This is a genomic window from Pseudomonas sp. PS01301 (genome assembly GCF_029960215.1).
Lineage (GTDB): Bacteria > Pseudomonadota > Gammaproteobacteria > Pseudomonadales > Pseudomonadaceae > Aquipseudomonas > Aquipseudomonas coleopterorum.
The window spans coordinates 1-23,445 of record NZ_JASCPM010000017.1 but is presented as its reverse complement, the minus strand read 5'-3'; the positions used below and the strand labels follow the sequence as shown (position 1 = coordinate 23,445).

The following is a 23,445-nucleotide window of genomic DNA, read 5'->3' as shown; positions in this document are numbered from 1 at the left end:
CGCAAGTCGTACTCCCAACAAAAAATCAAAAAAGGAGTGTCTGTATGTCTAAGCGCATCGCGTTCGTCACAGCTGGAATGGGCGGTTTAGGTACTGCCGTATGTCAGCGCCTCGCCAAAGATGGCTTCACTGTGGTTGTGGGCTGTGGCCCTAACTCCCCGCGCAAGACTGCCTGGCTCGCTGAGCAAAAGAAGCTCGGTTTCAACTTCATTGCCTCTGAAGGTAACGTCGCGGACTGGGAGTCCTCCAGGCTCGCTTTCGAAAAAATCACCAAGGACGTCGGCCCCGTAGACGTGCTGGTCAACAACGCGGGGACAGCGGTCAACGTGGTTTTCCGTGACATGCAGCCTAGTGACTGGACGACAGTCATCAACACCAATTTGAACTCCCTTTTCAATGTGACCAAACAGGTCATCGACGGTATGGTTTCGCGTGGATGGGGGCGAGTGATAAACATCTCTTCGGTCAACGCTCAATTAGGGCAGGTAGGGCAGGTCAATTACTCAACGGCTAAGTCGGCGATTCGAGGCTTTACCCGTGCGCTGGCCAAAGAAGTGGGATCTCGGGGCGTGACTGTCAACACAGTTTCTCCAGGCTATGTCGCAACGCCTAGGATGAAATCAATAACCACGGTGGATGCAATGGATCGCATCATTAACGAAATTCCGTCCCGCCGTTTGGGTAACCCTGAGGAGAATGCGGCGATCTGTTCCTGGCTGGCGTCTGAGGAGTCTGGATACGCCAATGGCGCTGACTTCTCGATCAATGGCGGGTTGCACATGAGCTGACAGCTGTTGTCTGGCACGAAGTGACTGAACCATTCGGTAGCCAAACTGATTCTCGACAGCGCATAAGCGCTAAATCATAAAAACAATTGTACTTTTAATCGAGGACATACAAATGCTGTCTTTGCTTGGTTACGGCATGATCGTGACCTTTATGGCCCTGATCATGAGCAAGCGGCTGTCGCCCTTGGTCGCACTTACGATCACACCCATTGTGTTTGCTCTGATCGGTGGCTTCGGCCCTGAAATGGGCAACATGATGATCGACGGCCTGAAAAAGGTTGCACCCACAGCGATTATGGTGATGTTCGCCATCCTCTACTTCGGGATGATGTTCGACACAGGGTTGTTCGACCCCATCATTCGCACCTTCTTGAAAATCATCAAGGGTGATCCGGTCAAAGCGGTGATCTTCTCCACGCTCCTGGCTGGTATGGTTTCCCTGGATGGTGATGGCTCGACCACGTACATGATTACGGTCACCGCCATGTTACCGCTGTTCAAACGGCTACGGCTCAACCCGCTTGCGCTGACCTGCGTAGTCATCCTTGCGGCGAGTGTGACAAACCTTCTCCCTTGGGGTGGTCCGTTGGCTCGTGCTGCTGCATCACTGCAGGTGGACACTTCGGATCTGTTTATTCCGATTATCCCGTCGATGATTGTCGGATTCATAGGCGTTATGGCACTTGCCTACTTCATCGGTCTTCGCGAGCGCAGTCGGCTGGGCAAGCTCGTACTGCCTCATGATGCTGAAGTTGCGGCCTATGACGAGGACGTCACAGGTCTGCCTTCCATGTCGCAGGAAGATGAGGATTTGCGCCGTCCGAAGCTCTTTTGGCTCAACGCGCTGCTCACCATTGGCTTGATGACAGCGTTGGTCATGGAGCTATTGCCGCTTGCCGTTCTGTTCATGGTCGCGTTCTCGGTAGGCTTGGTAATCAACTACCCAGACATGGCAGATCAGCGTCGTCGCATCGCAGCCCATGCCCCGACGGCTCTCAACCAGATCGCAATCTTTCTGGCCGCAGGTATCCTCGCCGGGATCCTGTCGGGTACCGGTATGGTTAATGCAATGTCTGCAAGCTTCCTGGCGATGCTTCCAGATACCTGGGGTCCTTACATGGCGCCTATCACCGCGTTGGCGAGTATCCCTGGCACCTTCTTCATGTCGAACGATGCCTTCTATTACGGGGTACTTCCAGTATTGGCCAAGGCAGCTGAGGTTTATGGGATCACTCATGCTGAAATCGGTCGTGCTTCTCTGGTCGGCCAGCCAGTGCATTTGCTCAGCCCTCTGGTCGCGTCTACGTATCTGCTTTGTGGTCTGGCAGGTGTCGAGTTCAGCGATCATCAGAAGTACACCATGAAGTGGGCATTCGCTCTCAGTTTCCTGATTATGGGTGCGATGATCGCCACCGGTGCTTTCTCGATAGTGCCTGTCAAGTAGACTTTTGATGACCTTGAAAAACCCGCTACGGCGGGTTTTTTCTATCATCGGCCCGGATGCCGTCGGAGACATCAGAGCATTGGGATCTATTCTGGATGCCCATTTTAAAAGAGAGCCGACCAACCAGTGAGGGGCTAGGATTTAGCTGACAGAGTCGTCCCTCCAATGAGTCTCATCCCCTACGTATATCAAGCCGGAGGAGGGCAGGCGTGCCGTCTGGCGGACGATTAGGCTGCCGGTAATGACCTGGTCGGTAGGCGCTACTGATGACTCTGATAGCTGGGCGCTGACGATCTCTACAGCGCGTTGAACCATACTCATTGTCGGCTGGACATAGGTCGTCAGGCCTATCAATGGCCATCTGGCCATTTCAATATTGTCGAAGCCCACGATTGAGATGTTTTTCCCAGGTGTGAGACCGAATTCCTTCGTCGCAACATTCAGCGCTGCAATCGCCATCAGGTCATTGGCGCAAAAAATCCCATCCGGTGGCTGGCGGGCTGCGAGTAGACGTCGGGTCGCAATAATCGCTCCGTCAAATGAGAAGTTGCCGATTTCCCGCATCGGCGGTGGCAGGCCGTTGCTCAGGATTTCCCTGGTGAAACTCAGTTCGCGATCGCGACTGGTTGAAGACAGGTCATTGCCAGCAATAAAAGCGAGATTTTGGTGTCCACTGGCGATCAGGAAGTTAGCGGTCAACCGTCCGCCTTCAACGTTGTCGCTGGTGACGCTGGAGACGGTTTGGCTATCATTTTTTCGGTTCAATAGAACGACAGGTAGTCCAGTCTGTTTGCATTCCTCTGCGAATGACGAGGACAGGGTTGAGGACACGAGAATGACTGCCTCCACTCGATATCGCAGTACATCCTCGAGAATGGGATCGGAATCATCGTTGGAGGCCGTTGAAAACAACAATACCCTGTATCCCTTCAGCTCAAACGCTTGGGACAATGCTTCGAGAACGGCGGAATAGAATGGATTGGCCATGCTTGGCACGACCACGGCGATCAGGTTGGATCGACGTGTGATCAAAGACCGTGCAGCAAGGTTTGGTCGATAGCCGAGTGCAGCAGCAGCGGCCTCGACCTTCTCCCGGGTGGCGGGGGAGACGCTTGCCCCTTTGGTGTAGGTGCGCGAAACGGCTGACTGAGAAACCCCAGCCAACCGAGCCACATCATGTGCTGTGATCAGGCGACGATTCTTGTCGACCATCGAAAACGAATCCTTACCACTGGTAGAGTTTTCAATCTTACGCAGGAGCCTATTTTCAAACCACATCAAACTCATTATGATTGGGTATGCATACGTATGCAATTTTGTGCATGCCCATCAAAAAAGGAGCCCCTACATGGCCCGATGGTTGAAGAAAGGTGCAGAAGCGGCCGCAGTGAAGGCGTCTGATCTTCAGGTGCGTGCTACTGTAGAGCGGATACTCGCCGACATAGAAACACGTGGAGACCGCGCTGTCAGGGAACTGGCAATCCAATATGATGGTATGGAGCGCGAAAGTTATCGCTTGTCGGCTGAGGAAATCGACGCGTGCTATTCACAATTGACCAGTCGTGACATAGCCGATATCAAATTCGCCCAAGCCCAAGTTCGAAATTTTGCTGTACATCAGAGAGCGAGCATTCAAGACGTTGAAGTTGAAACGTTACCAGGTGTGATTCTGGGTCATAAAAATCTTCCCATGAATGCCGCGGGGTGCTACGTACCAGGTGGGAAATATCCGCTGCTCGCTTCGGCTCACATGTCAGTCATCACGGCCAAGGTTGCAGGGGTGCCGCGTGTAGTCACCTGTGCGCCACCGTTCAATGGTAAGCCTGCTCACGCAATCGTTGCCGCACAACACATGGCCGGTGCAGATGAAATCTATTGTCTTGGTGGTGTTCAAGCTATCGCGGCGATGGCGATCGGAACCGAGACCATTTCTCCCGTCGACATTCTGGTTGGGCCCGGTAATGCCTTTGTCGCTGAAGCGAAACGTCAGCTCTTTGGCCGTGTCGGTATTGATCTATTCGCCGGCCCAACTGAGACGCTCGTAAGCGCGGATGACAGTGTAGACGGGGAGCTGTGTGCTACTGACTTGCTTGGCCAGGCTGAGCACGGACCTGACTCGCCAGCAATTTTACTGACCACCTCTGAAAAGCTTGCTCGCGACACAATTGTTGAGGTCGAGCGTTTGCTTCAGATCCTCCCAACCGCCGACGTGGCTCGTCAATCATGGAAAAATTTCGGACAAGTCATTGTTGCAGACAGTAACGATGAGATGCTGACTATCGCCAATGACCTCGCGTTTGAGCACGTCCAAGTCATGACCACCAACCCAGACTGGTTTCTGGAAAACATGCGTAATTATGGCGCTCTTTTTCTAGGGCCACGTACAAATGTCGCATTCGGAGACAAGGTAATCGGTACCAATCACACCCTACCTACCAAAAAGGCGGCGAGGTATACGGGTGGATTGTGGGTGGGCAAGTTCTTGAAAACGTGCACTTATCAGCGCGTACTCACTGATGAAGCGTCAGCGCTGATCGGCTCTTACTGCTCGCGGCTGTGCGCGCTTGAAGGGTTCGCTGGCCATGGCGAGCAGGCCAATATTCGAGTTCGTCGCTACGGTCAACACGATGTGCCCTACGCCGGCATCGTGGAATAACTGTTTCCTCTTTGAACTGCTCGGGTTCGGTAGGTATCGGTTGAAAATTCTATAAGGGGAGCGGTGTGTCGGACGAGCTAGAAGCAATGGTATTTCCGTCGTCTCGGCTTGACGGAAAAGTTGCATTGATTACCGGTGCAGGCGCGGGGATCGGAGCGGGAATAGCCTTGGCATTCAGTGCCGCCGGCGCAGATTTGGTTCTGGTAGGGCGCACGGAAGAAAGCTTGGACAATGTCGCAGCCATCATTCGCAGGAGGGGCGGAAAAGTAGAAGTCAAGGTTTGCGATGTCACACAAAGTGCCGCAGTGCGAGCCTTGATATCTGGCATTGATACGCTGGACATTTTGGTGAACAACGCAGGTACCAACCACCCAGAACCTATTCAGGAGGTCAGCGACGATCATCTGGATGCGATGCTGAACCTGAATGTGCGGGCCTGCTTTGTAGCGTGTCAGGTTGCAGTAATAAAAATGTTGGAAAAAAACCTTCCTGCCAATGGAGTCATCATCAATGTGTCATCTCAGATGGGGCATGTCGGTTCTCCAAATCGTACAGTCTATTGCATGACGAAACATGCGATAGAAGGGCTGACTAAGGCAATGGCTGTCGAACTGGCTCAACAGGGGATTCGTGTCAACACGCTGTGCCCGACGTTCGTTGAAACCGGACTGATTCGTAAAATTGTCGACACCCCTGAAAAGGAAGCTTTTTTGGTATCCCAGATACCTATGGGGCGCATGGCGAAGATCGAGGACATTGCCAGTGCTGCTGTTTATTTGGCGAGCCCTGCTGCGCGAATGATAACCGGCACCTCTCTGAGGGTAGACGGGGGCTGGACAGCTCAGTAAGCACCTGCTTCGCAGACTTTAAGCGCCAGGTTAGGCACGCCCGCGAACGTCAAATATTGTAGACAGTGGAGAATTCATGTCCAAACAACCGCGCATATTTCTGATTCATGCAACCGATGTTTCTATCAGGCCGATTAATGAGGCCTTCCGATCGCTGTGGCCCGAAGCCCAGCTTATGAATCTTTGGGATGACTCTCTCTCTGTCGACATCGCCGCCTCCGGAAGTCTGACCGACAATCTCAGGCGACGTATCCACGATTTGGCGAGCCACGCGTTCGCCGCTGATGCCGATGCAGTTCTTTATACGTGTTCGGCCTTTACCGATGCGATGGATGTGTGCAAGCGGCGTTACTCCAAGCCGGTCTTGAAGCCCAACGAAGCCATGGTGATCGAAGCGGTGTCGATGGGCTCACGCATCGCGGCGCTCACCACATTCGCACCAGCAGTCCGTCCAATACTCGATGATTTCACTGATTATGCATCATCGGTGGGTAAGTCAATCGAAGTCACCCCGATACTTTGCGAAGGCGCTCTGCAGGCTTTGAAAAAAGGAGGTGCAATGGAGCACAATCGGATTGTTCGTGAAACTGCAGCGGCTTTATCGGGATATGACGTGATTTGTTTTGCTCAGTTTTCCATGACCCAGGCTGCGAGTGAAGTACGTAAGGTTTTCAATGGTCCTGTTCTAACAACGCCGGAAAGCGCAGTCATGCATCTTAAAGAGCTGCTGACAGCATAGCTGGCTGCCCGCAGCGCTTCGCTGTTCCCTCATTGGTGCGCTTGAGGAATTTACAGATATTATGGACATCGATAAAAACCCGTCTCTGGGGCCTTCCCCTTATGCCAAAGACTCCCACCGCGTTAACGGTTTCGATACGAAGCCCGTTACTCCCAAATATGTAGCACTGGCCATCGCCGTATCGCTGAGCGGGTGGTCCACAACCGCCTCGGCAGCGTCTCAAGCTCAGAACTGTGTAACACCACCGGGCGGGATAATGTTCATTACCCAAGACTGCATCGATCCGCAGTTTGATCGCCCGGTTATAGACAGTCGGGAGGATTTGAAAAGCCCTGTTCTGACGCACCGCGTTTCCGGGCACTTCGAAGGCACCGATGTTAAATTCAGTTTTTTCTTCCCACCGAAAGCGCAATGGAAGGGGCGTTTCTTCCACAAGGTATACCCCTTGGGCGATGGCAGTGTTCCCGATAGCGTAATCAAATTTGGTGCTGACAGTGGTGCGTATACGGTGGATACTGTTTCGCCCTCTGGCTACCGAGCCAATGCCGCTGCTGCAAAATTCTCGAAAGTGGTCGCTGGCAAATATTATGGATTGCCTGTTTCTCAGATCCGCGGCTACATCTACGGTGGCAGCGGTGGATCCTATCTGACTGTCGCGGCAGCGGAGAACTCGTCAGGTGTATGGGATGGGGCCGTGCCTTTCGTCATAGGTGTGCCGACATCCATCCCTACCAATTTTTTCGTGCGTGCCTTTGCACGTCTCGTACTCGAAGATAAGGCTCCTCACATTGCCGACGCTATGCGACCGGGAGGTAGCGGCGATCCTTTTGCAGGACTCGACGCCACTCAGGCCGCCGTTCTTGCGGAGGTTACAGCGATGGGGGTACCGCTGCGCGGCTGGGACAATTATGCGTACATTCTGGGTCTCAATGACCCGCAGGGTTTACTGGGGTTTGCCAATACGGTCAAGAATATCGATCCCGGATATGCAGATGACTTCTGGAGAAAACCTGGCTACCTCGGTACCGAGCAATCTGCTCTGGGCAGTCTTGTACGAAGGGCAAAGATTGACCGCGTAGTGTCGGTTCAGAAGATAGATCGCGACTCAGCTGGAAAGCCTCTACGCTTGCACTTGGCGGGGCTGCCGCACTTCAAAAACAGCGCTTGGCTTGACTTTACTCTCGAAGGCGCAGAGGAGGGCAGCCGAAAATTGCTTGGGTCGTTAGATGCCGAGCATGGGGTCATTATTCTGGCCGCGCAAAATCAATCCGATACGCTCAATACCCTTGAAAATGGCACCAGGATTCGTGTCGACAATCGCTGGGCCATTGCGCTGACCTCCTACCATCGGCATCAGGTCCCGGCTTCTGGTGGATTTACGGTGTGGGACCAGTTTCGTCACGCAGACGGTTCGCCGCGCTACCCCCAACGTCCGCAAGAGGTAGGCCCAGTAATCAGCGCCGGTGTCAGCGGAGGCGGTAGTTATACCGGCAAGATAAACAGCAGGATGATAGTGATCGCCAACGCACTTGATGTCGATGCCTACCCTTGGCATGCCGACTGGTATGGCCGTCGATTGAAGGCAGGAGAGGCCGGGCAGTACGACGCGAAGGTGCGGATCTGGTTAAACGACAATGCAGACCACCTGGATGGCAGTGTTGTTGCTTCGGGCTCGGTCGATAATCAGTTCGTGAGACTCATTGATTACAACGGCATTCTCGAACAAGCCGTCAGGGATGTAAGCGCTTGGGTTGAAAACGATGTAGCGCCGCCTCGCTCCACTCAGTATGCGTTCGATAATGGCCAGGTCTCATTACCTGCAGATGCGTCAGCCAGGCAAGGCATCCAGCCAGTCGTAAAACTGACGTCCAGGAGCGGTGAGAGAATCACTGCCAAGGTCGGCCAGCACATCACGCTTCTTGGTGACATTTCAGTCCCGCCATCTGCTGGCAAAATTGTCAAAACAGAATGGAGTCAAACGGGCAACGATGATTTTTTAGACGCGCCACTTCCTCAACAGCCGTCAGAAACCCTCGCTGTACACAAGACATTCGTTTACTCGAAACCTGGCACCTACTATCCTGTGCTCCGTGTGATAGCCCAGCGAGAAGGGGACGGCACGACGGAGTTTACGCGGGTCGGTAATCTGGCAAGGGTGCGCGTGATAGTGGAGTAGCAAATATCCAAGGGATAGTTGCTCCGGGCATCGAGGGCGTCATAGCGGCGCTGGGATCGGGTATCGGGCAGATTTTCAATCGGTATCCATCCCAGGATTACGCGAATACCAGCAGCGGACAGCCTGTTCACCAAGTCCAGGTTACCGCCGCTGGTTTCCAGGCAACCAGAGCGGTTTTGCTATTCGAATTCGTCCCGCACTTTTTAAACGATGCCCGTGAGGTAAAAGACGGCGATCACAAAGGCGACTGCAAGTGTCTTGATTAAAGTGATCGCAAATATACCGCCATAGGCCTGTCGATGTGTCAGGCCAGTGACTGCCAGCAAGGTAATGACGGCGCCATTGTGGGGCAGAGTGTCCATGCCGCCACTGGCCATAGACGCCACGCGGTGCAAAACTTCCAGTGGGATGCCGGCTGCATTGGCTGAGGCAATGAAGTTGTCGGCCATCGCGGCCAGCGCAATACTCATACCCCCTGATGCCGAGCCAGTGATACCTGCTAGCAAAGTGACGCTTACGGCTTCATTGACGAGCGGGTTAGGGATGGTTTGTAGCGCCTGAGAGAGCAAAACGAAGCCGGGCAAAGCAGCGATGACTGCACCAAATCCGTACTCTGACGCAGTGTTCAGCGAGGCCAGCATTGCGCCGGCCACAGCGGTTCTGCTGCCTTCGGCGAGCTTGTTTTTTATGCTGCGGAAACCTAAGACCCCAACGACGATAATGCCTGAAAGCAGTGCGGCCTCTACCGCCCAGATACCCGTGATCTTGGCGATTTCAGTTTGTATGGGGGCGCTCAATCCAGGGAGTGTCAGGCTGTGGCTGGCGCCGTACCACTGGGGAATCCAGCGAGTGAAAAAGAAATTCAGAACGCCAACCAGGACCAACGGCAACAACGCTATCAAGGGATGAGCCAAGGTAATGTCTTCGGGCGTATCCGGCTCGTTACGCAGGTCTGCAGTGTCGCCATAACGCTCACCTGCAAGCTGGGTGCGTCGACGCCACAGTTCCAGGAATGCCAGACCGACCACGACCACGAAGATTGAACCGATCAATCCCAACCATGGGGCAGCCCAGGCGGTAGTCTTGAAAAAACTGGTGGGAATAATATTCTGGATCTGCGGCGTGCCGGGTAACGCGTCCATCGTGAAAGAGAACGCACCGAGGGCGATTGTTGCCGGCATCAGTCTTTTGGGAATGCCGATTTGGCGAAACATCTCGGCGGCGAATGGATAAACTGCGAACACCACGACAAACAGCGACACCCCTCCGTAGGTCAGCAATGCGCATACGGCCACAATGACCGGAATCGCCTGCTTGCGCCCTAGCAGTCGAATCGCAGCAGCAACAATCGATCGGGAAAACCCCGACAACTCGATGAGCTTGCCGAACACTGCTCCGAGTAGAAAAACCGGAAAGTAGAGTTTGATGAAACCGACCATCTTGTCCATGAACAGACCCGTGAAGGCCGGAGCCACGGCGCTCGGATCGGTCAGCAAGACTGCGCCAAGCGCAGCGATCGGAGCGAAGAGAATAACGCTGTAGCCACGGTATGCGGCGAGCATCAACAGACCAAGAGCCGCAAGGGCAATCAGAATACTCATGAAATCTCCAGTTGCTGGCTCATTGGCCAGCGATTATTGTTTTTATGAATCTGGCCCCAGGCCATTGATGTCGCGGGTGGTATGCAGTCGGTTAGCGAGTCCTTGCTTGGAAGGCGTGCTCCTGCTTAGTCGGTTCAGGGTTTGAGCGCATACCGTAACTGGTGCCCGCGCCGACTCAGCAAACGTTCATGGCGCGCCTCATCCCAGCGATAGAAGCCTTGACCGCTGCGCAGGCCGGTATACCCCGCCTCCACCTTTTCCTTGAGTAGCTCAATGACTTCGGTACCTTGCGCCAACTGCGGCATCAGGTGCGAAGAGATGTCTACAAAGGTATCCAGCCCGGCCATATCGGCCGCCTCGAGCGGGCCGACCATGCCATAGCGGCGGCCCAATGAAGCCCGCATGACCCTATCTACTGTGTCCGCATCAGCGATACCACTCTGGACGATATGCAGCGCTTCCCGGAGCAGGGCAAATTGAAGGCGATTTCCGATGAAGCCGGGCGCCGCCTTCTCGAGTACGACGGCTTCCAGATCCATGGCCTCAAGCATCACACGCACTTTTTTGACAAGTTGAGGATCGGTGGCGGTACCGGGCACCAATTCCACTAACGGAATAAAATGCGGAGGATTCCAGAAGTGCGCAATGAACAGACGCTCGGGATGTTTCAGCCCTTCTGCAAGGCTGTCTGGTGGAAAACCACTGGTGTTGCTGGCGAACACGCAGTCGGGTCTGACGATGCCTTCCAGCTCCCGATAAAGGGACTGTTTTAGCGGCAGTCGCTCGGGTACCGCCTCGATGAGCAGATTCATATCTGCCAATTCAGTCAGCGTGCTGACGGGTATCAGGCGCGACAAGGTCACGTCCCGGTCAGCGTCGTCAAACTGGTCGGCAGCCACCAATTCGTTGAGAATCATGCTGGCTACTGTTGGAATCTCCGCCAACCGCTCACGTTGCGGGTCGTAGAGCCTGACCTGCAACCCGTGACGAGCAAGGTGCAGCGCGATTCCAACCCCCATGAGGCCGGCGCCCAGAATTGCAGTGGATGCGAAAGCAGTTTTGGTGGGAGTGTCCATTTTATTCCTTGTTTACGCGCCGATGATAGCGCGACATTTTGATCGCCAGTGATCAATGGCGTGGACTGACCTTGTACCCGTCGTTGCGGATAATCTGTGAGCGAAAAGACCCCAGTAGCTGGATACCCTGACCAACAGCTGTAGACGTTCACTCTGTTGGTGTTGCAAACGAGCGCCGTTACGCCCGATAGCAAGTAAGGAGAAAATATTCCGTTCTCAATCCCTATCAGATTGAGATCGGTCCTGGAACAGCAGAGGTTTTACATTCGTCAATGCAGGGGAAAATCATTCGGCGGAACAGCCGGTCGTGAAGAGGATCACTCGGCCCGAAGCGGTAGACCCCATACCTATTGGATAATATTGTAGGCTCGCGGCCGCCTTTGAACTGATTCGCCCGCCCGTCGCTTTCGAATAGCTACTGACGCGCGTATGGAAACTAGCCATTTCCAACTTAGCGACTTTACTTCTGAGGGCTGCGAAACCATGTGGCCCTGAGTATGTCCCTGGTAGATTGATTTGTTAATTTTGTTTTTTAAATTCATTGATTTGTAAAGACAATGAATGTCCCGTTCAACGGATGTACGTCCTCAGTGGCATTTCGACCATTTTCTTCTGCGTTGGCAAATGAGCAATTTCATAAGGGTGTTGACTTTTTGATGATCACAGTGAGGCATTAAGGCAGATTGCTGTTGCTAACCATTGCGCGGCATACGCGGTAATCCTGGGCATTCATGTAGAGAAAGTAGGGTTATGGGTGGAGGGGTAGATTGACCCTATGACGCGTTTCAGCTGGCCGTTAGCGGCATGTCAATAAAAAACTACTCTGTCAGGTTTAACTGCGCCGACTCGTCAAACTTCAACCGCGCGGCTTCAACATCTGGCAATTTATCCAGCGTCCATTTATGCAGTTCGCGAAAGGGTTGCTGCAATGTTTGACCCAGCGTGGTGATCTCATACTGCACTGCCACGGGTGAGAACGAGATAACCTGGCGCGAGACGAGGCCATTTCGTTCTAACCGCCGCAGAGACTGAGTAAGTGCTTTCTGAGTGACTCCCTCCAAGCGGCGTTTGATGGCATTAAAGCGATGCGGGCCGTCATCTAGCACAGCCAGAACCATCATCGACCATTTGTCTGCGATCTGGTCGAACAACGCTCGGCTAGGGCAGTCCGACGAAAAACATTGGGGCTTTAATTCCAGCATCGAAGTTTCCTCGTGTATACCTAGGCGACGCAAGGTGCCTGATTGACATTAGGTCTACAAAATATACTTATATGGCTTCCGAAAGCAAATGGAGTCCATCCAGTGGCAAATCTCGATACCAGCATTTTATTCCGTCCGTTTTCCATCGGCTCGCTTGAGCTGAAAAACCGAATTGTCATGGCGCCCATGACGAGGCAATTTTCGCCGGAGGGCATCCTGGGGGTAGGCAGCGCTGCATACTATAGGCGGCGCGCTGAAGGTCGGGCCGGATTGATTCTGTCAGAAGGGACCGTCATTGATCGTCCCGCTTCACGCAACGGTTCCGGTATTCCTTTTTTCCACGGTGAAGCAGCGCTGGCCGGATGGAAGAACGTGGTTGATGCTGTCCACAATGCGGGTGGCCGTATGGGGCCGCAACTCTGGCACACCGGTGCAGTGCGTGACGTCAGCGGCTGGGAACCTGATGCGCCGGTGGAAAGCCCATCCGGCCTCAATTCGCCAAACGACCCGCGCGGTGTGGCAATGAGCGAAGAGGATATTGCAGACGCAGTTGCGGCTTTTGCCAAGGCAGCCGCGGATGCCAAACGCCTGGGTTTCGACACCGTCGAGATTCATGGAGCTCATGGTTATTTGATCGATCAGTTTTTCTGGGCCGGTACCAATCAGCGCACTGATCGTTACGGCGGACTGACAATCAAGGAGCGCTCGCGCTTTGCCGCTGAGATCGTGTCTGCCGTTCGTCATGCGGTCGGCCCCGAATACCCTATCATCATGCGCGTTAGCCAGTGGAAGCAGCAGGACTTTAATGTGCGCCTTGCCGAGACGCCTGCACTGATGGAAGACTGGCTCCTGCCGTTAGTCGAGGCGGGGGTTGATGTTCTGCATTGCTCGCAGCGACGCTTCTGGGACCCAGAATTTCCCGAAATTGATGGTGAAAACGGGCTTAACTGCGCGGGCTGGGCGAAGAAAGTCACTGGGGCCACAACCATTAGCGTCGGTTCGGTCGGCCTGGACAACGATGTGACTCACGCATTCGCCGGCGAGGGATCAACCCCTGCGAGCCTGGATCGGCTCGTCGAGCGTATGGAGCGCGAAGAGTTTGATCTGATCGCAGTAGGGCGTGTTCTGCTGAGTGACAAGGATTGGGTCGCCAAAGTGGAGAAAGGTAACTACGCGGATCTAAAAGGCTTCAATCCGGCCTCTTTAGCTGAATTGATCTAAGTTTTTTACCGGAGTGGAAATGTTATGCCGCAAAAATTTCAATCTCAAGGAATCAGAGGTTGAATCGCGGATTTTCCGAGTTCGAGTCGTGATCCGTTGTTGAGTGCACCTTGCACCGCTTCAACGTTTGACTTTTCACGACCCCTCATCCGCCAAAGTTGGATTGAGGGACAGGGGGCGGGCATCTACATACAAGTCGTGGATGCCCGTTGGTCGGGTTCGGTCAGCGAGCCGATCGCAAATATCGCTGAGTTTTCGTCTGAAAAAAGGCGCGTTGTCGAGGGCATCAGCGAGGGACCGCATTACAAAAGTCGATAGTGGCCCTTGATCATGCATCCATAAGCTCTAGCATCCATTGGATTTGGACAGGTGGCAGTGTACTGAGTTATCTATAAAGTCTTGTTACTAAATGGCCGCATGGATATTCGTGGGATTCCATCACAAACTATCCGGATCCCCAAAAAACATCTGAATCCGCGACCTCAACCACCGCTCCCCCGGATCATTATCCTGCGACCCCCGCCAAGCCAGATGCAGCTCGAACGAAGGCGTGTCCAGCGGCAGCGGCTCTGCGCGCACGCCGCCGGCGGCGGTGAGGGAGTCGGCGGTGTAGTCGGGCACGGTGGCGACGATGTCGGTGCCGGCGAGCAGGGTGCTCAGGCCGTTGAATTGCGGGACGGCGAGCACTACGTGACGGGTGCGGCCGTGTTTCTTCAGTTCTTCGTCGATGAAGCCGCTCAGGTCGCCGGCGAACGACACCAGCGCGTGGGGGCGGGCGCAGAATTCATCGAGGGTCAGGTTGCCCGGCTTGGTGTCGGCGCGCAGCAGCATGGGGCGGTTGCGTCGCAGCACCTTGCGCTTGGCGTTGGCCGGCAGGTCGTCGGTGTAGCTGACGCCGATGGAGATTTCCCCGGAGGCGAGCAGGGCCGGCATGAGGATGTAGTTGGCGCGGCGGATCACCAGCACGATGCCCGGCGCTTCGGCGCGGATGCGCTTGAGCAGCATGGGCAGCAGGGCGAATTCGACGTCGTCGGACAGGCCGATGCGGAACACCGCGGTGCTGGTGGCCGGGTCGAACTCGGCGGCGCGGCTGACGGCCGTGGAGATGGAGTCCAGCGCCGGCGAGAGCAGGGCGAAGATCTCCATGGCCCGCGCCGAGGGTTCCATGCTGCGTCCGGTGCGCACGAACAGGGGGTCGTCGAACAATCCGCGCAGGCGTGACAGCGCGGCGCTGATGGCCGGCTGGCCGAGAAAGAGCTTTTCGGCAGCGCGGGTGACACTGCGTTCATGCATCAGGGTTTCGAACACGATCAACAGGTTCAGGTCGACGCGACGCAGGTCGTTACGGTTCATCTATAGGCCCGCTGGAACATGAAGAAGAGGTGCAGGCGTGAATATTAAGGGCAAAGGCTGCTACCCTGCACCGGAAAATTTCGGTTTGGGCCATCCTCATGTCCGCGCCGCAGAGCGGCTGCCGGGTCGAATCGATGGCGAGCATGTCGACTATTAACAGGCGCTGATAGCTTATGCGCGAATGCCCAGATAAAGTTCAGGGCATTAGAGGTTTACAAGGCGAGGTTTGCGATGTCCCGCACGATCCGTTTTCATAAATTTGGCCCGGCGCAAGTCTTGACGTGCGAAGAGCACGCAGTGGCATCGCCCGCTCCGGGCGAAGTTCAGGTCCGTGTCGAGGCGATCGGTATCAGCTGGTATGACGTGCTCTGGCGGCAGAATTTGGCGCCGTCGCAAGCACGCCTGCCGGCGGGCCTCGGTCAGGAAATGGCGGGCGTGGTGACCGCGGTGGGCGAGGGTGTCGAAGGTTTCGCGGTCGGCGACAAGGTTGCCAGCTTTCCGGCGCAGAGCCCCAACGAATACCCGGTCTATGGCGAGGCGATCCTGCTGCCGGCCACGGCCCTGACGCGCTACCCCGAGATTCTTTCGCCGATCCAGGCGGCCGTGCATTACACGCCGTTGCTGATCGCCTACTTCGCCTACGTCGAACTGGCACGTGCCAAACCTGGGCAGACCGCCCTGGTGACCGATGCCAGCCACTGTGCCGGACCTTCGTTCGTGCAGTTGGGCAAGGCGCTGGGCCTGAAGGTGGTGGCGGCCACGCGCAATCCCGCCGAGCGCGACTACCTGCTGTCGCTGGGCGCCGAGAAAGTGGTGGTGACCGAGGAACAGGATCTGCTCATGCAGATCGACAAGTTCACCGGCAACCGCGGTGTGGACATGGTGCTCGATGGCCTGGGCGGGCCGCAGATGTCGGTCCTGGGTGACGTATTGGCGCCCCGTGGCAGCCTGATCCTGTATGGCCTGCAGGGCGGCAACCAGACACCGTTCCCGGCCTGTGCCGCGTTCCAGAAGAACATCCAGTTCCATGTGCATTGCCTGGGTAACTTCCTCGGCAAGCCGGAATTGGGCATCATCCAGGATGCCGAGGCGTTGCAGCGCGCGTTGCGTGATATCAACCAGATGACGGCGGACCGGGTACTGGTGCCGCAGGTTGCCAAGGTGTATCCGTTCGATGAGTTCGTCGAGGCGCACAAGGCCATGGACGAATGCCCCTGCGGCGGGCGAATCGCGTTGCAGCTGTAACTTGTCGAAGCGGCGTCCTGCCTGGGACGCCGTGTTTTCCTGGTGTTTTCCCTCTGATTCACGCTGGTTTGTAAGACCTTTCGTTGCCTTTTTTCAGATCCATCCGATTGCGCTCGACGCCGGTACAAGCGCCTCATGAGGCTTGTGCGGCCTTGCCGTGCCCTGCTGATCTGCACTGCCTTTTGCCGACTTTCTGTATCTTTTAATCGAAAGGCGGCTCTTCATAATGCGCGCTCTATGCCCGTCTCCGGGGCTTGGCAAGCGCGGTTCGAAGCGTGGCAGTCTTCCGGCGGGTTCCTGGCCAGAACTCGGAAACCACCCATGAGCGCAATGCACCAGCAAGCCATGAATCATGTTTACCAGCAGGTGCTGTCACGTTTGCTGGGGTCCTTTTCGCCCGCCCGGCGCATGGCGGTTCAGCCATTGATCCAGCGGCTGATGACGGCCGCTGGAGGGGCGCAGCGTCTGGGCAGCTATCGAATCGTCTACCGGCTCTGCGGCAGTACCGCTGGCAACTGCAACCTGGCGTTGTTGCGAGCCGCGCAACTGACCCTGGCCGCCCGCAACCAGCCGACGTTTTTCATCCGCGCCGCGGTCGGCAGCCAGGCCCTGCTCGACGATGCCCGCAACGCCAACGTGCAGCGGGCCTGCAACGCGTTGTTCCTGCACGACGATCCGCGCGTCGAACTGCTGGCCTTCGATGACGAGACGCTGCAGCCCTATGAATACCGTCACGCGAGCGTCAATCAACGGCGCCTGAACCTGCGCACGAAAATGTTGAGTGTCGCCCACGAACTCGACACCTTGGCGCCTGCGGTATTGCAGCAGCATGGGTACCGGGTGATGGCGCGGATCTACCAGCGCTTGCTGGGCTATCGGGCGCCGGCCGACGCCATCGTGCTCGATCAGCCGCTGTTGCAGCGTCGGCGCTTCGTCGCGTGGGCTCTGCGCGAAAGGCGCCGCGCGGGCGGGGCGCGAGTCTCGCGTCATCATTGGCAAGCGAGCGATTGCCTGCAGCTCGTCGATGCTGGCGTTGAGGCCATGCCCCGCGGACAACGGATAGATCTGCCCGCCGGTGTGCATCTGCTGGGTGCACATGACCTGCTCGGCGAGCTGGTGGTTGGAGACGAAGCGCTGTGTCACTTTCTGGGCTGCCAGCCAGTGCAGGCGCTGTTCGATCAACGGGAAACCCGCTACCCGCTAATGGTGTGGTTGGCTTACCTGGGGGGCCTGCGCAACCAACAGTTGCACGTTGGCAGCTTCGAGCAGGGGCTGGATGTGTTTCGCGATTCCATCGCACGTGTGGTGCCGGGTCCGGCAGAGTCGCTGCACCTTTCATCCCGAACGCTGCCACGCGATGCTGCAGAACAGATGCAAGCTCGTCTGTGCACCTGGTATGGAATGGACTCGGCCCAGGTGAGCTGCGCCGTATACGCTCCGTTCAATGACCGCGGGGCACGTCTGGAGGCATTCCTGGCGGTGTGCCATCCCGGCATGCAAGTGACTATGCCTTATCTGCATCAGGGGTTGCGTGGGTCCAAGGTGCCTGCGCAGGTCGTGCAGTGGCTGGAGTCAGTCAGCGGCCTGCCGCTGGCGACGCTGCAGCGCCTCTACCAGAGGCCCAGGTTGTCATGAACGGCGCTGCCAAGGACAAGGCCGGCGCGTTCGCTTACCAAGGTGTCTACCGCTATCTGTTGCGCCTGATCGACGGGATCGAGCCTGGGGCGCGCATCAAGTTGCCGTCCTTGCGGGTATTGGGGCGTACGCTGGATGTTTCCGTTTCTACAGTGCAGGCCGCCTATGGGTTGCTCGAGGCCGAAGGGCGCATCGAACCGGTGGCCAAGTCGGGCTATTACGCCCGTGGCTCCGCGGTGTTCGGGCCGGCGCTGGCCAGTCCCGATCTGCTCCAGCGCGTCCTTGCCGGTGCCTGCCAGTCCAACATGGAGGTGTTCAGTCGAGCCGCACCCGCGCCCAGAGCCAACGCATTGAAAACCGTGCTGCGCTTCGAAATCGAGCTGGCCAGGCGTTATCCCGCTGGGCTGGGCAGTACCGTGCAGCCCTGTGGCGAGCTGGAGTTGCGCCACGCCCTGGCGGCCCGCTATACCCGTTGCCTCGAGCACCACTGGTGCGCCGACGATGTCTACATCGGCAGCGATCTGCTGAGCGTGTTGCACATGACCTGGACGGCGATGCAACTGCAAGGTGCCGTGGTCGTTGTGCTGGTGCCGTGCACCTGGCGCATTCTGCGGACCTTGCAGCAGGCGGGGGCGCGAGTGGTGGAGCTGGCGCTCGATGCGCAGGGCAGGGTGCCGATGCAGCGGTTGCAGGAGGTGCTTGTGGGCCGGCAAGTCCGCCTGATGGTGCTCGGCGCGTCTTTTCATGCACCTCACGGTACCGCCATCGATGACGCCGACAAGCGCGCCATTGCCAGCTTGTTGGAACGGCACGGGGTATGGGTGGCCGAGGACGATACCGAGGGTGACCTGTGTTTCGAGGCAGCGTTGCGCTTTCGTGAACTGGTGTCACCGCAACGTCTGCTGATCTTCGGGTCGCTACAGCATCTTTTAGGCGCCGAGGCACCTTACGCCTACCTGCTGTCGCGACATTGGCAAGGCCGCTTGCAACAGTACTGCCTGCAACGCGCGACGGTAGCGCCGCCGTTGCGGCAGAAGGTGCTGGCGCGATTCATCAGCGGCGGCGGCTACGACGACCATCTGAGCCCGCAGCGCGAATCGCTACGCCAACAGGTTGTGGCCTTCACCGCAATCCTGCGCAAGCATCTGGACGAGCGGTTGCAGTTGGCGAAGACCGAAGGCGGGGCGTGCATATGGGCGCGCTCGCGCTACCCGGTCGACATGCGCAACGTCTTCGAAGACATGCGCAGACAGCGGTTGCTGATCGCCCCCGGGGACGTTTTCAGCCTGCAGGGCCATTGCCATCAGCACTTGCGCCTCAATGGTTGCGGACACTCGATGGCGCAATGGGAACGCTGTGCCAAGGCACTCGATCTGGCCTTGGAAGCTCACGCGGTGTAGGGCACCATCGGTCCATTTCCGATTGCCTTGGCTTTTCTCTGTATGTATAACCAGTGACTTTTACGACTCTGGTTTGGCGACAACGTGGCATTTGCACCGCTTGAAGACCCGTTCTACTACCTGGCCAATTTCCGCCGCGTGCTGGCGTGGCTCGAACAACGCTACCTGGACGTCCTGGACGCCGAGGAGCTGGGTTTCATCCAGTGTTTCGAGACGCTGCCGCAGCCGTCACAGGCGCTGCTGGTGCGCATGATCATGCGCAAGGGCGAAATGTTTCGCGCCAGTCGCCTCGACTACACCGAGATCGGTTGCCCGAAGCAGGCAGCCGAGCCGTTGCTGGCCAGTGGTTATCTGATGGATCAGGCACCCTTGACCCTGGAGCAGGTGGGCGAGGTGTTGCTCAAGCCGGAAATCGTCGCCTGTTTTTCGGCCCATCTTGCCAAGCCGTCGTTGCCCAAGCCGCAACTGCTGCTGGCCCTCGCCGAACAGGAGTGGCCGGTGCAGCCTTTCGCCGCCTGGTGTCCGACGTTGGCCGATACCTTGTACTGCCTGACCGTGCAGGCGCTCTGCGATCGGCTGCGGTTGCTGTTCTTCGGCAACCTGCATCAGGGCTGGACCGAGTTCGTGCTGGCCGACCTGGGCGTCTATCGTTACGAGTCGGTGCAACTGGCGCCTGAATCTCGAGGCCTGACCCATCGTGACGATGTGGCGGCAGGGTTGGCCCTGCATGCCTGCAGCGAAGCCATCGAAGCCGGCTTGCCGTGTGAAGAGATTCACCGGCAGTTGCTGGCGGTGACCACCGACAAATCGTGGTTGCAGAGCCGCCGCCAGAAGCTGTTGTTCCGGCTGGGGTATGCCTGCGAGCGCCAGCAGGACCTGAAGCAAGCCCTGGTGGTATACCGCAGCTGCGAGTTTGCCCAGGCACGGGCGCGGATCATTCGCGTGCTCGAACTGTGCGGCGACTTCGCCGAAGCGCTGGCGCTGGCCGAGCAGGCCAGCCTGGCGCCGCTGAATCCCGCCGAGGCGCAGCAATTGCCACGGATGCTGCCGCGCCTGCGTCGACACCTGGGGTTGCCTGCCGAACCCAAGCGTCAGGCTGCCAAGGTCGCGCGCCTGGACCTGACACTGGTGCTGTGCGAACAGCGCCTGAGCGTCGAGCGCCGTGTGGCGGCCTCGTTGCACAGCGAAGACGCTCCGGTGCATTACGTCGAGAACACCCTGTTCAATGCCCTGTTCGGCCTACTGTGCTGGAAGGCGATTTTCGCACCGTTGCCCGGCGCGTTTTTCCACCCGTTCCAGAACGGTCCGGCCGACCTTCACCAGCCCGACTTCCGTCAGCGCCGCAGCGCGCTGTTCGACGCGTGCCTGGGTGAGCTGGACGACGGCCGCTACAAGCACACCATCCGCCAGACCTGGCAGGAGAAGCGGGGCCTGCAGTCACCCTTCGTTCATTGGGGCATGCTCGACGAAACCTTGCTGGAGCTGGCGCTGGGCTGCATTCCGGCGCAGCACCTCAAGCATTGTTTCGACCGCGTCCTGGAAGACGTCAAGGCCAACCGCACCGGCATGCCCGACCTCATCCAGTTCTGGCCGGCCGAAGGTCGCTACCTGATGATCGAGGTCAAAGGGCCGGGCGATCGCTTGCAGGACAACCAGCTGCGCTGGCTGGAGTTCTGTGCTCGCCATGGATTGCCGGTGCAGGTCTGCTACGTGGAGTGGGCAGGACAGGCCGCGTGAGCTATACCGTGGCCGTCCGGGCCTTATGCGAGTTCACGGCCAAGGTCGGCGACCTGGACCTGCGCTTCACGCCATCGCCGTCGGCCCAGGAAGGCATGCTTGGCCACCGCCGGGTCACCCAGGGCCGCGATGCCGGCTACCAGAGCGAAGTCACCCTCAGCGGTCAGTACCACGAACTGCTGGTGCGCGGCCGTGCCGACGGCTACGACCCGGCGCTCAACCGTCTGGAAGAGATCAAGACCCACCGCGGCGACCTCGATCTGCAGCCCGACAACCATCGCCAACTGCATTGGGCCCAGGCCAAGGTCTATGCCTGGCTGATGTGCCAGCAATTGCAGCTGACGCGCATGGATGTGGCCCTGGTGTATTTCGATGTCGATTACGACAAGCAGACGGTGTTCAGCCAGCAGTGCCAGGCGCAGGATCTGGAGGCGCATTTCGAACGTCTCTGCTCGCGCTTCCTGAACTGGGCGCGTCAGGAACTGGCCCGCAGCGCCGAGCGGGACGCGGCCTTGCGCGCCTTGACCTTCCCCCATGCCGACTTTCGCGTCGGCCAGCGCGAGTTGGCGGAGACCGTCTACAAGGCGGTCAGCACCGGGCGCTGCCTCATGGCTCAGGCCACCACCGGTATCGGCAAGACCCTGGCGACCCTGTTTCCGTTGCTCAAGGCGATGGTCCCGCAGCAACTGGACAAGATCTTCTTCCTCAGCGCCAAGAGCCCCGGCCGCGCCCTGGCCCTGGAGGCCGTGGCGCAGCTGCATCGCCAGCCGGGCCTGCCGCTGCGCACGCTGGAAATGGTCGCGCGGGACAAGGCCTGCGAGCATCCGGACAAAGCCTGTCACGGCGAATCCTGTCCGTTGGCCAAGGGCTTCTATGACCGTCTGCCCGCAGCACGCGAAGACGCGGTACGCCTGCAGATTCTCGATCAGGCCCAAGTGCGCCAGACGGCCCTGGCGCATCAGATCTGTCCGTATTACCTGAGCCAGGAGCTGGCGCGCTGGGCCGACATCGTCATTGGCGACTACAACTATTACTTCGACCTCAATGCCTTGTTGTTCGGCCTGGCGCAGGAGCGTCAATGGCGCCTGGCGGTGCTGGTCGACGAATCCCACAATCTGGTCGACCGGGCGCGCGGCATGTACAGCGCCACCCTCGACCAGCGCACGCTGCAAGCTGTACGCGTGTCGCCGCCCGCCAAACTCAAGAGTCCGTTGCAGCGCCTGAATCGCGAATGGAATGCGCTGCACGCTGATCAACTCGCGCCGTATCAGGCGCACGCGCGCTTGCCGGACAAGCTGATCCTGACGCTGTTGCGCTGCATCAGCCTGATTGGCGACGAGATGAACGCCCAGCCCCAGGGCATCGATCCGCAGTTGCTGGACTTCTATTTTCAGGCGCTGCAGTTCACCCGCGTCGCCGAGCTGTTCGACGAGCACTATGTGTTCGACGTCAGCCGCCGCGATGCGCCCGGCAAGCGTGTGCAGTCGCAGTTGTGCCTGCGCAACATCGTTCCGGCGCCCTTGCTCGGGCCGCGGATCGCTGCGGCCCGCAGCACCGTTCTGTTTTCGGCCACGCTCAGCCCGCGGCGCTATTACGCCGACCTGCTCGGTCTGCCCAAGGACCACGCCTGGATCGATGTTCAATCGCCGTTCAGTGCCGATCAGCTGGAGGTGCGCATCGTCGACGACATCTCCACGCGCTTCAACCATCGCCAGGCGTCGCTGGGTCCTATCGTGGAGTTGATCGCCAGGCAGTATCAGGCGCGACCGGGCAACTACCTGGCGTTTTTCAGCAGCTTCGACTATCTGCAACAGGTCGAGGCCTTGCTGGCCGAGCGTTATCCCCACATCGAGCAATGGGCTCAGGCACGCAAGATGGACGAAAGCGCGCGGCGGGCGTTTCTCGCCCGTTTCACCGCCACCAGCCGGGGCGTAGGCTTTGCCGTGTTGGGTGGGGCATTCGGAGAGGGCATCGATTTGCCGGGCGATCGCTTGATCGGGGCCTTTATCGCGACCCTGGGGTTGGCCCAGTTCAATCCGGTGAACGAGCAGATCAAGGGACGAATGAACGCGCTGTTCGGGGCGGGGTATGACTACACCTATCTTTATCCTGGGCTGTGCAAGGTGGTGCAGGCGGCGGGCAGAGTGATTCGTGGTCAGGAGGATCGGGGGGTGGTAGTGCTGATCGATGACCGGTTTGCCGAGGCGCGGGTCAAGAGTTTGTTTCCGCGGTGGTGGGCTGTTTAGTGTTCGGCTTGAGGGCCTCTTCGCGGGCAGAGAGCTCGCCGCCCGCCCCCGCTCCCACAAAATGAAAACCTGTGGGAG

Annotated in this window: 17 protein-coding genes; 12 read left to right on the top strand and 5 right to left on the bottom strand. The window is 57.8% G+C overall.

The window, feature by feature from the left end; all coding sequences use genetic code 11:
- The first annotated feature begins 44 nt into the window (after window positions 1-44).
- Window positions 45-788 (top strand): acetoacetyl-CoA reductase, encoded by a 744-nt coding sequence (phbB, locus tag QMX89_RS11215; protein WP_282348200.1) that lies wholly within the window; start codon window positions 45-47, stop codon window positions 786-788.
- 112 nt (window positions 789-900) lie between these two features.
- Window positions 901-2,232 carry a CitMHS family transporter gene (locus tag QMX89_RS11210; RefSeq protein WP_282348199.1) on the top strand — a complete coding sequence of 444 codons (1,332 nt, stop codon included), beginning with the start codon at window positions 901-903 and terminating at the stop codon, window positions 2,230-2,232.
- A 141-nt stretch (window positions 2,233-2,373) separates the two neighbouring features.
- On the opposite strand, the gene QMX89_RS11205 is transcribed toward QMX89_RS11210, so the two are convergent.
- Window positions 2,374-3,510 carry a LacI family DNA-binding transcriptional regulator gene (locus QMX89_RS11205; protein WP_282348198.1) on the bottom strand — a complete coding sequence of 379 codons (1,137 nt, stop codon included), beginning with the start codon at window positions 3,508-3,510 and terminating at the stop codon, window positions 2,374-2,376.
- Between the two features lie 70 nt (window positions 3,511-3,580).
- Between QMX89_RS11205 and hisD the strand changes: the two genes are divergently transcribed.
- From hisD to QMX89_RS11185, 4 genes are all read left to right on the top strand, one after another.
- The gene (gene hisD, locus QMX89_RS11200; protein ID WP_282348197.1) at window positions 3,581-4,888 is read left to right on the top strand and encodes a histidinol dehydrogenase; all 1,308 of its coding nucleotides are present in this window, start codon (window positions 3,581-3,583) and stop codon (window positions 4,886-4,888) included.
- Window positions 4,889-4,953: 65 nt separating this feature from the next.
- Window positions 4,954-5,736, top strand: coding sequence for an SDR family oxidoreductase (locus tag QMX89_RS11195; RefSeq protein ID WP_282348196.1), 783 nt, complete (start codon window positions 4,954-4,956; stop codon window positions 5,734-5,736).
- Between the two features lie 76 nt (window positions 5,737-5,812).
- On the top strand, window positions 5,813-6,475 hold the full coding sequence (locus QMX89_RS11190; RefSeq protein ID WP_282348195.1) for an arylsulfatase: 663 nt from the start codon (window positions 5,813-5,815) through the stop codon (window positions 6,473-6,475).
- Window positions 6,476-6,536: 61 nt separating this feature from the next.
- Window positions 6,537-8,651: a Tat pathway signal sequence domain protein gene (locus QMX89_RS11185; protein ID WP_282348194.1), complete on the top strand. Its 2,115-nt coding sequence runs from the start codon at window positions 6,537-6,539 to the stop codon at window positions 8,649-8,651.
- Between the two features lie 203 nt (window positions 8,652-8,854).
- Here the strand turns inward: QMX89_RS11185 and QMX89_RS11180 are convergent, their stop codons facing one another.
- The 3 genes from QMX89_RS11180 to QMX89_RS11170 form a co-directional block, all read right to left on the bottom strand.
- The gene (locus QMX89_RS11180; protein ID WP_282348193.1) at window positions 8,855-10,252 is read right to left on the bottom strand and encodes a GntP family permease; all 1,398 of its coding nucleotides are present in this window, start codon (window positions 10,250-10,252) and stop codon (window positions 8,855-8,857) included.
- A 134-nt stretch (window positions 10,253-10,386) separates the two neighbouring features.
- A complete protein-coding gene (locus QMX89_RS11175; protein ID WP_282348192.1) occupies window positions 10,387-11,328 on the bottom strand; it encodes a 3-hydroxyacyl-CoA dehydrogenase family protein in 942 nt (313 codons plus the stop codon).
- An 818-nt stretch (window positions 11,329-12,146) separates the two neighbouring features.
- On the bottom strand, window positions 12,147-12,530 hold the full coding sequence (locus tag QMX89_RS11170) for a helix-turn-helix domain-containing protein (protein WP_191999717.1): 384 nt from the start codon (window positions 12,528-12,530) through the stop codon (window positions 12,147-12,149).
- 102 nt (window positions 12,531-12,632) lie between these two features.
- Here QMX89_RS11170 and QMX89_RS11165 point away from each other — a divergent pair, with 102 nt between their 5' ends.
- A complete protein-coding gene (locus QMX89_RS11165; RefSeq protein WP_282348190.1) occupies window positions 12,633-13,751 on the top strand; it encodes an NADH:flavin oxidoreductase in 1,119 nt (372 codons plus the stop codon).
- A gap of 438 nt (window positions 13,752-14,189) precedes the next feature.
- Here QMX89_RS11165 and QMX89_RS11160 read toward each other — a convergent pair whose 3' ends face one another.
- Window positions 14,190-15,104 (bottom strand): LysR substrate-binding domain-containing protein, encoded by a 915-nt coding sequence (locus QMX89_RS11160; protein WP_049860081.1) that lies wholly within the window; start codon window positions 15,102-15,104, stop codon window positions 14,190-14,192.
- A 231-nt stretch (window positions 15,105-15,335) separates the two neighbouring features.
- On the opposite strand from QMX89_RS11160, the gene QMX89_RS11155 reads away from it, so the two are divergent.
- The 5 genes from QMX89_RS11155 (at window position 15,336) to QMX89_RS11135 (ending at window position 23,367) form a co-directional block, all read left to right on the top strand.
- Window positions 15,336-16,349, top strand: a complete 1,014-nt coding sequence (locus tag QMX89_RS11155) for a zinc-dependent alcohol dehydrogenase family protein (RefSeq protein ID WP_049860082.1) — start codon at window positions 15,336-15,338, stop codon at window positions 16,347-16,349.
- Window positions 16,350-16,670: 321 nt separating this feature from the next.
- Window positions 16,671-17,984, top strand: coding sequence for a hypothetical protein (locus tag QMX89_RS11150; protein ID WP_282348187.1), 1,314 nt, complete (start codon window positions 16,671-16,673; stop codon window positions 17,982-17,984).
- Window positions 17,981-19,384 carry a PLP-dependent aminotransferase family protein gene (locus tag QMX89_RS11145; RefSeq protein WP_282348185.1) on the top strand — a complete coding sequence of 468 codons (1,404 nt, stop codon included), beginning with the start codon at window positions 17,981-17,983 and terminating at the stop codon, window positions 19,382-19,384. Before QMX89_RS11150 ends, QMX89_RS11145 begins: the two co-directional genes overlap by 4 nt.
- 84 nt (window positions 19,385-19,468) lie before the next feature.
- Window positions 19,469-21,121 (top strand): VRR-NUC domain-containing protein, encoded by a 1,653-nt coding sequence (locus QMX89_RS11140; protein ID WP_282348184.1) that lies wholly within the window; start codon window positions 19,469-19,471, stop codon window positions 21,119-21,121.
- Entirely contained in the window at window positions 21,118-23,367 is a 2,250-nt protein-coding gene (locus QMX89_RS11135; RefSeq protein ID WP_282348183.1) for an ATP-dependent DNA helicase, read from the top strand. The genes QMX89_RS11140 and QMX89_RS11135 overlap by 4 nt, the downstream gene beginning before the upstream one ends.
- The last annotated feature ends 78 nt before the right edge of the window (window positions 23,368-23,445 follow it).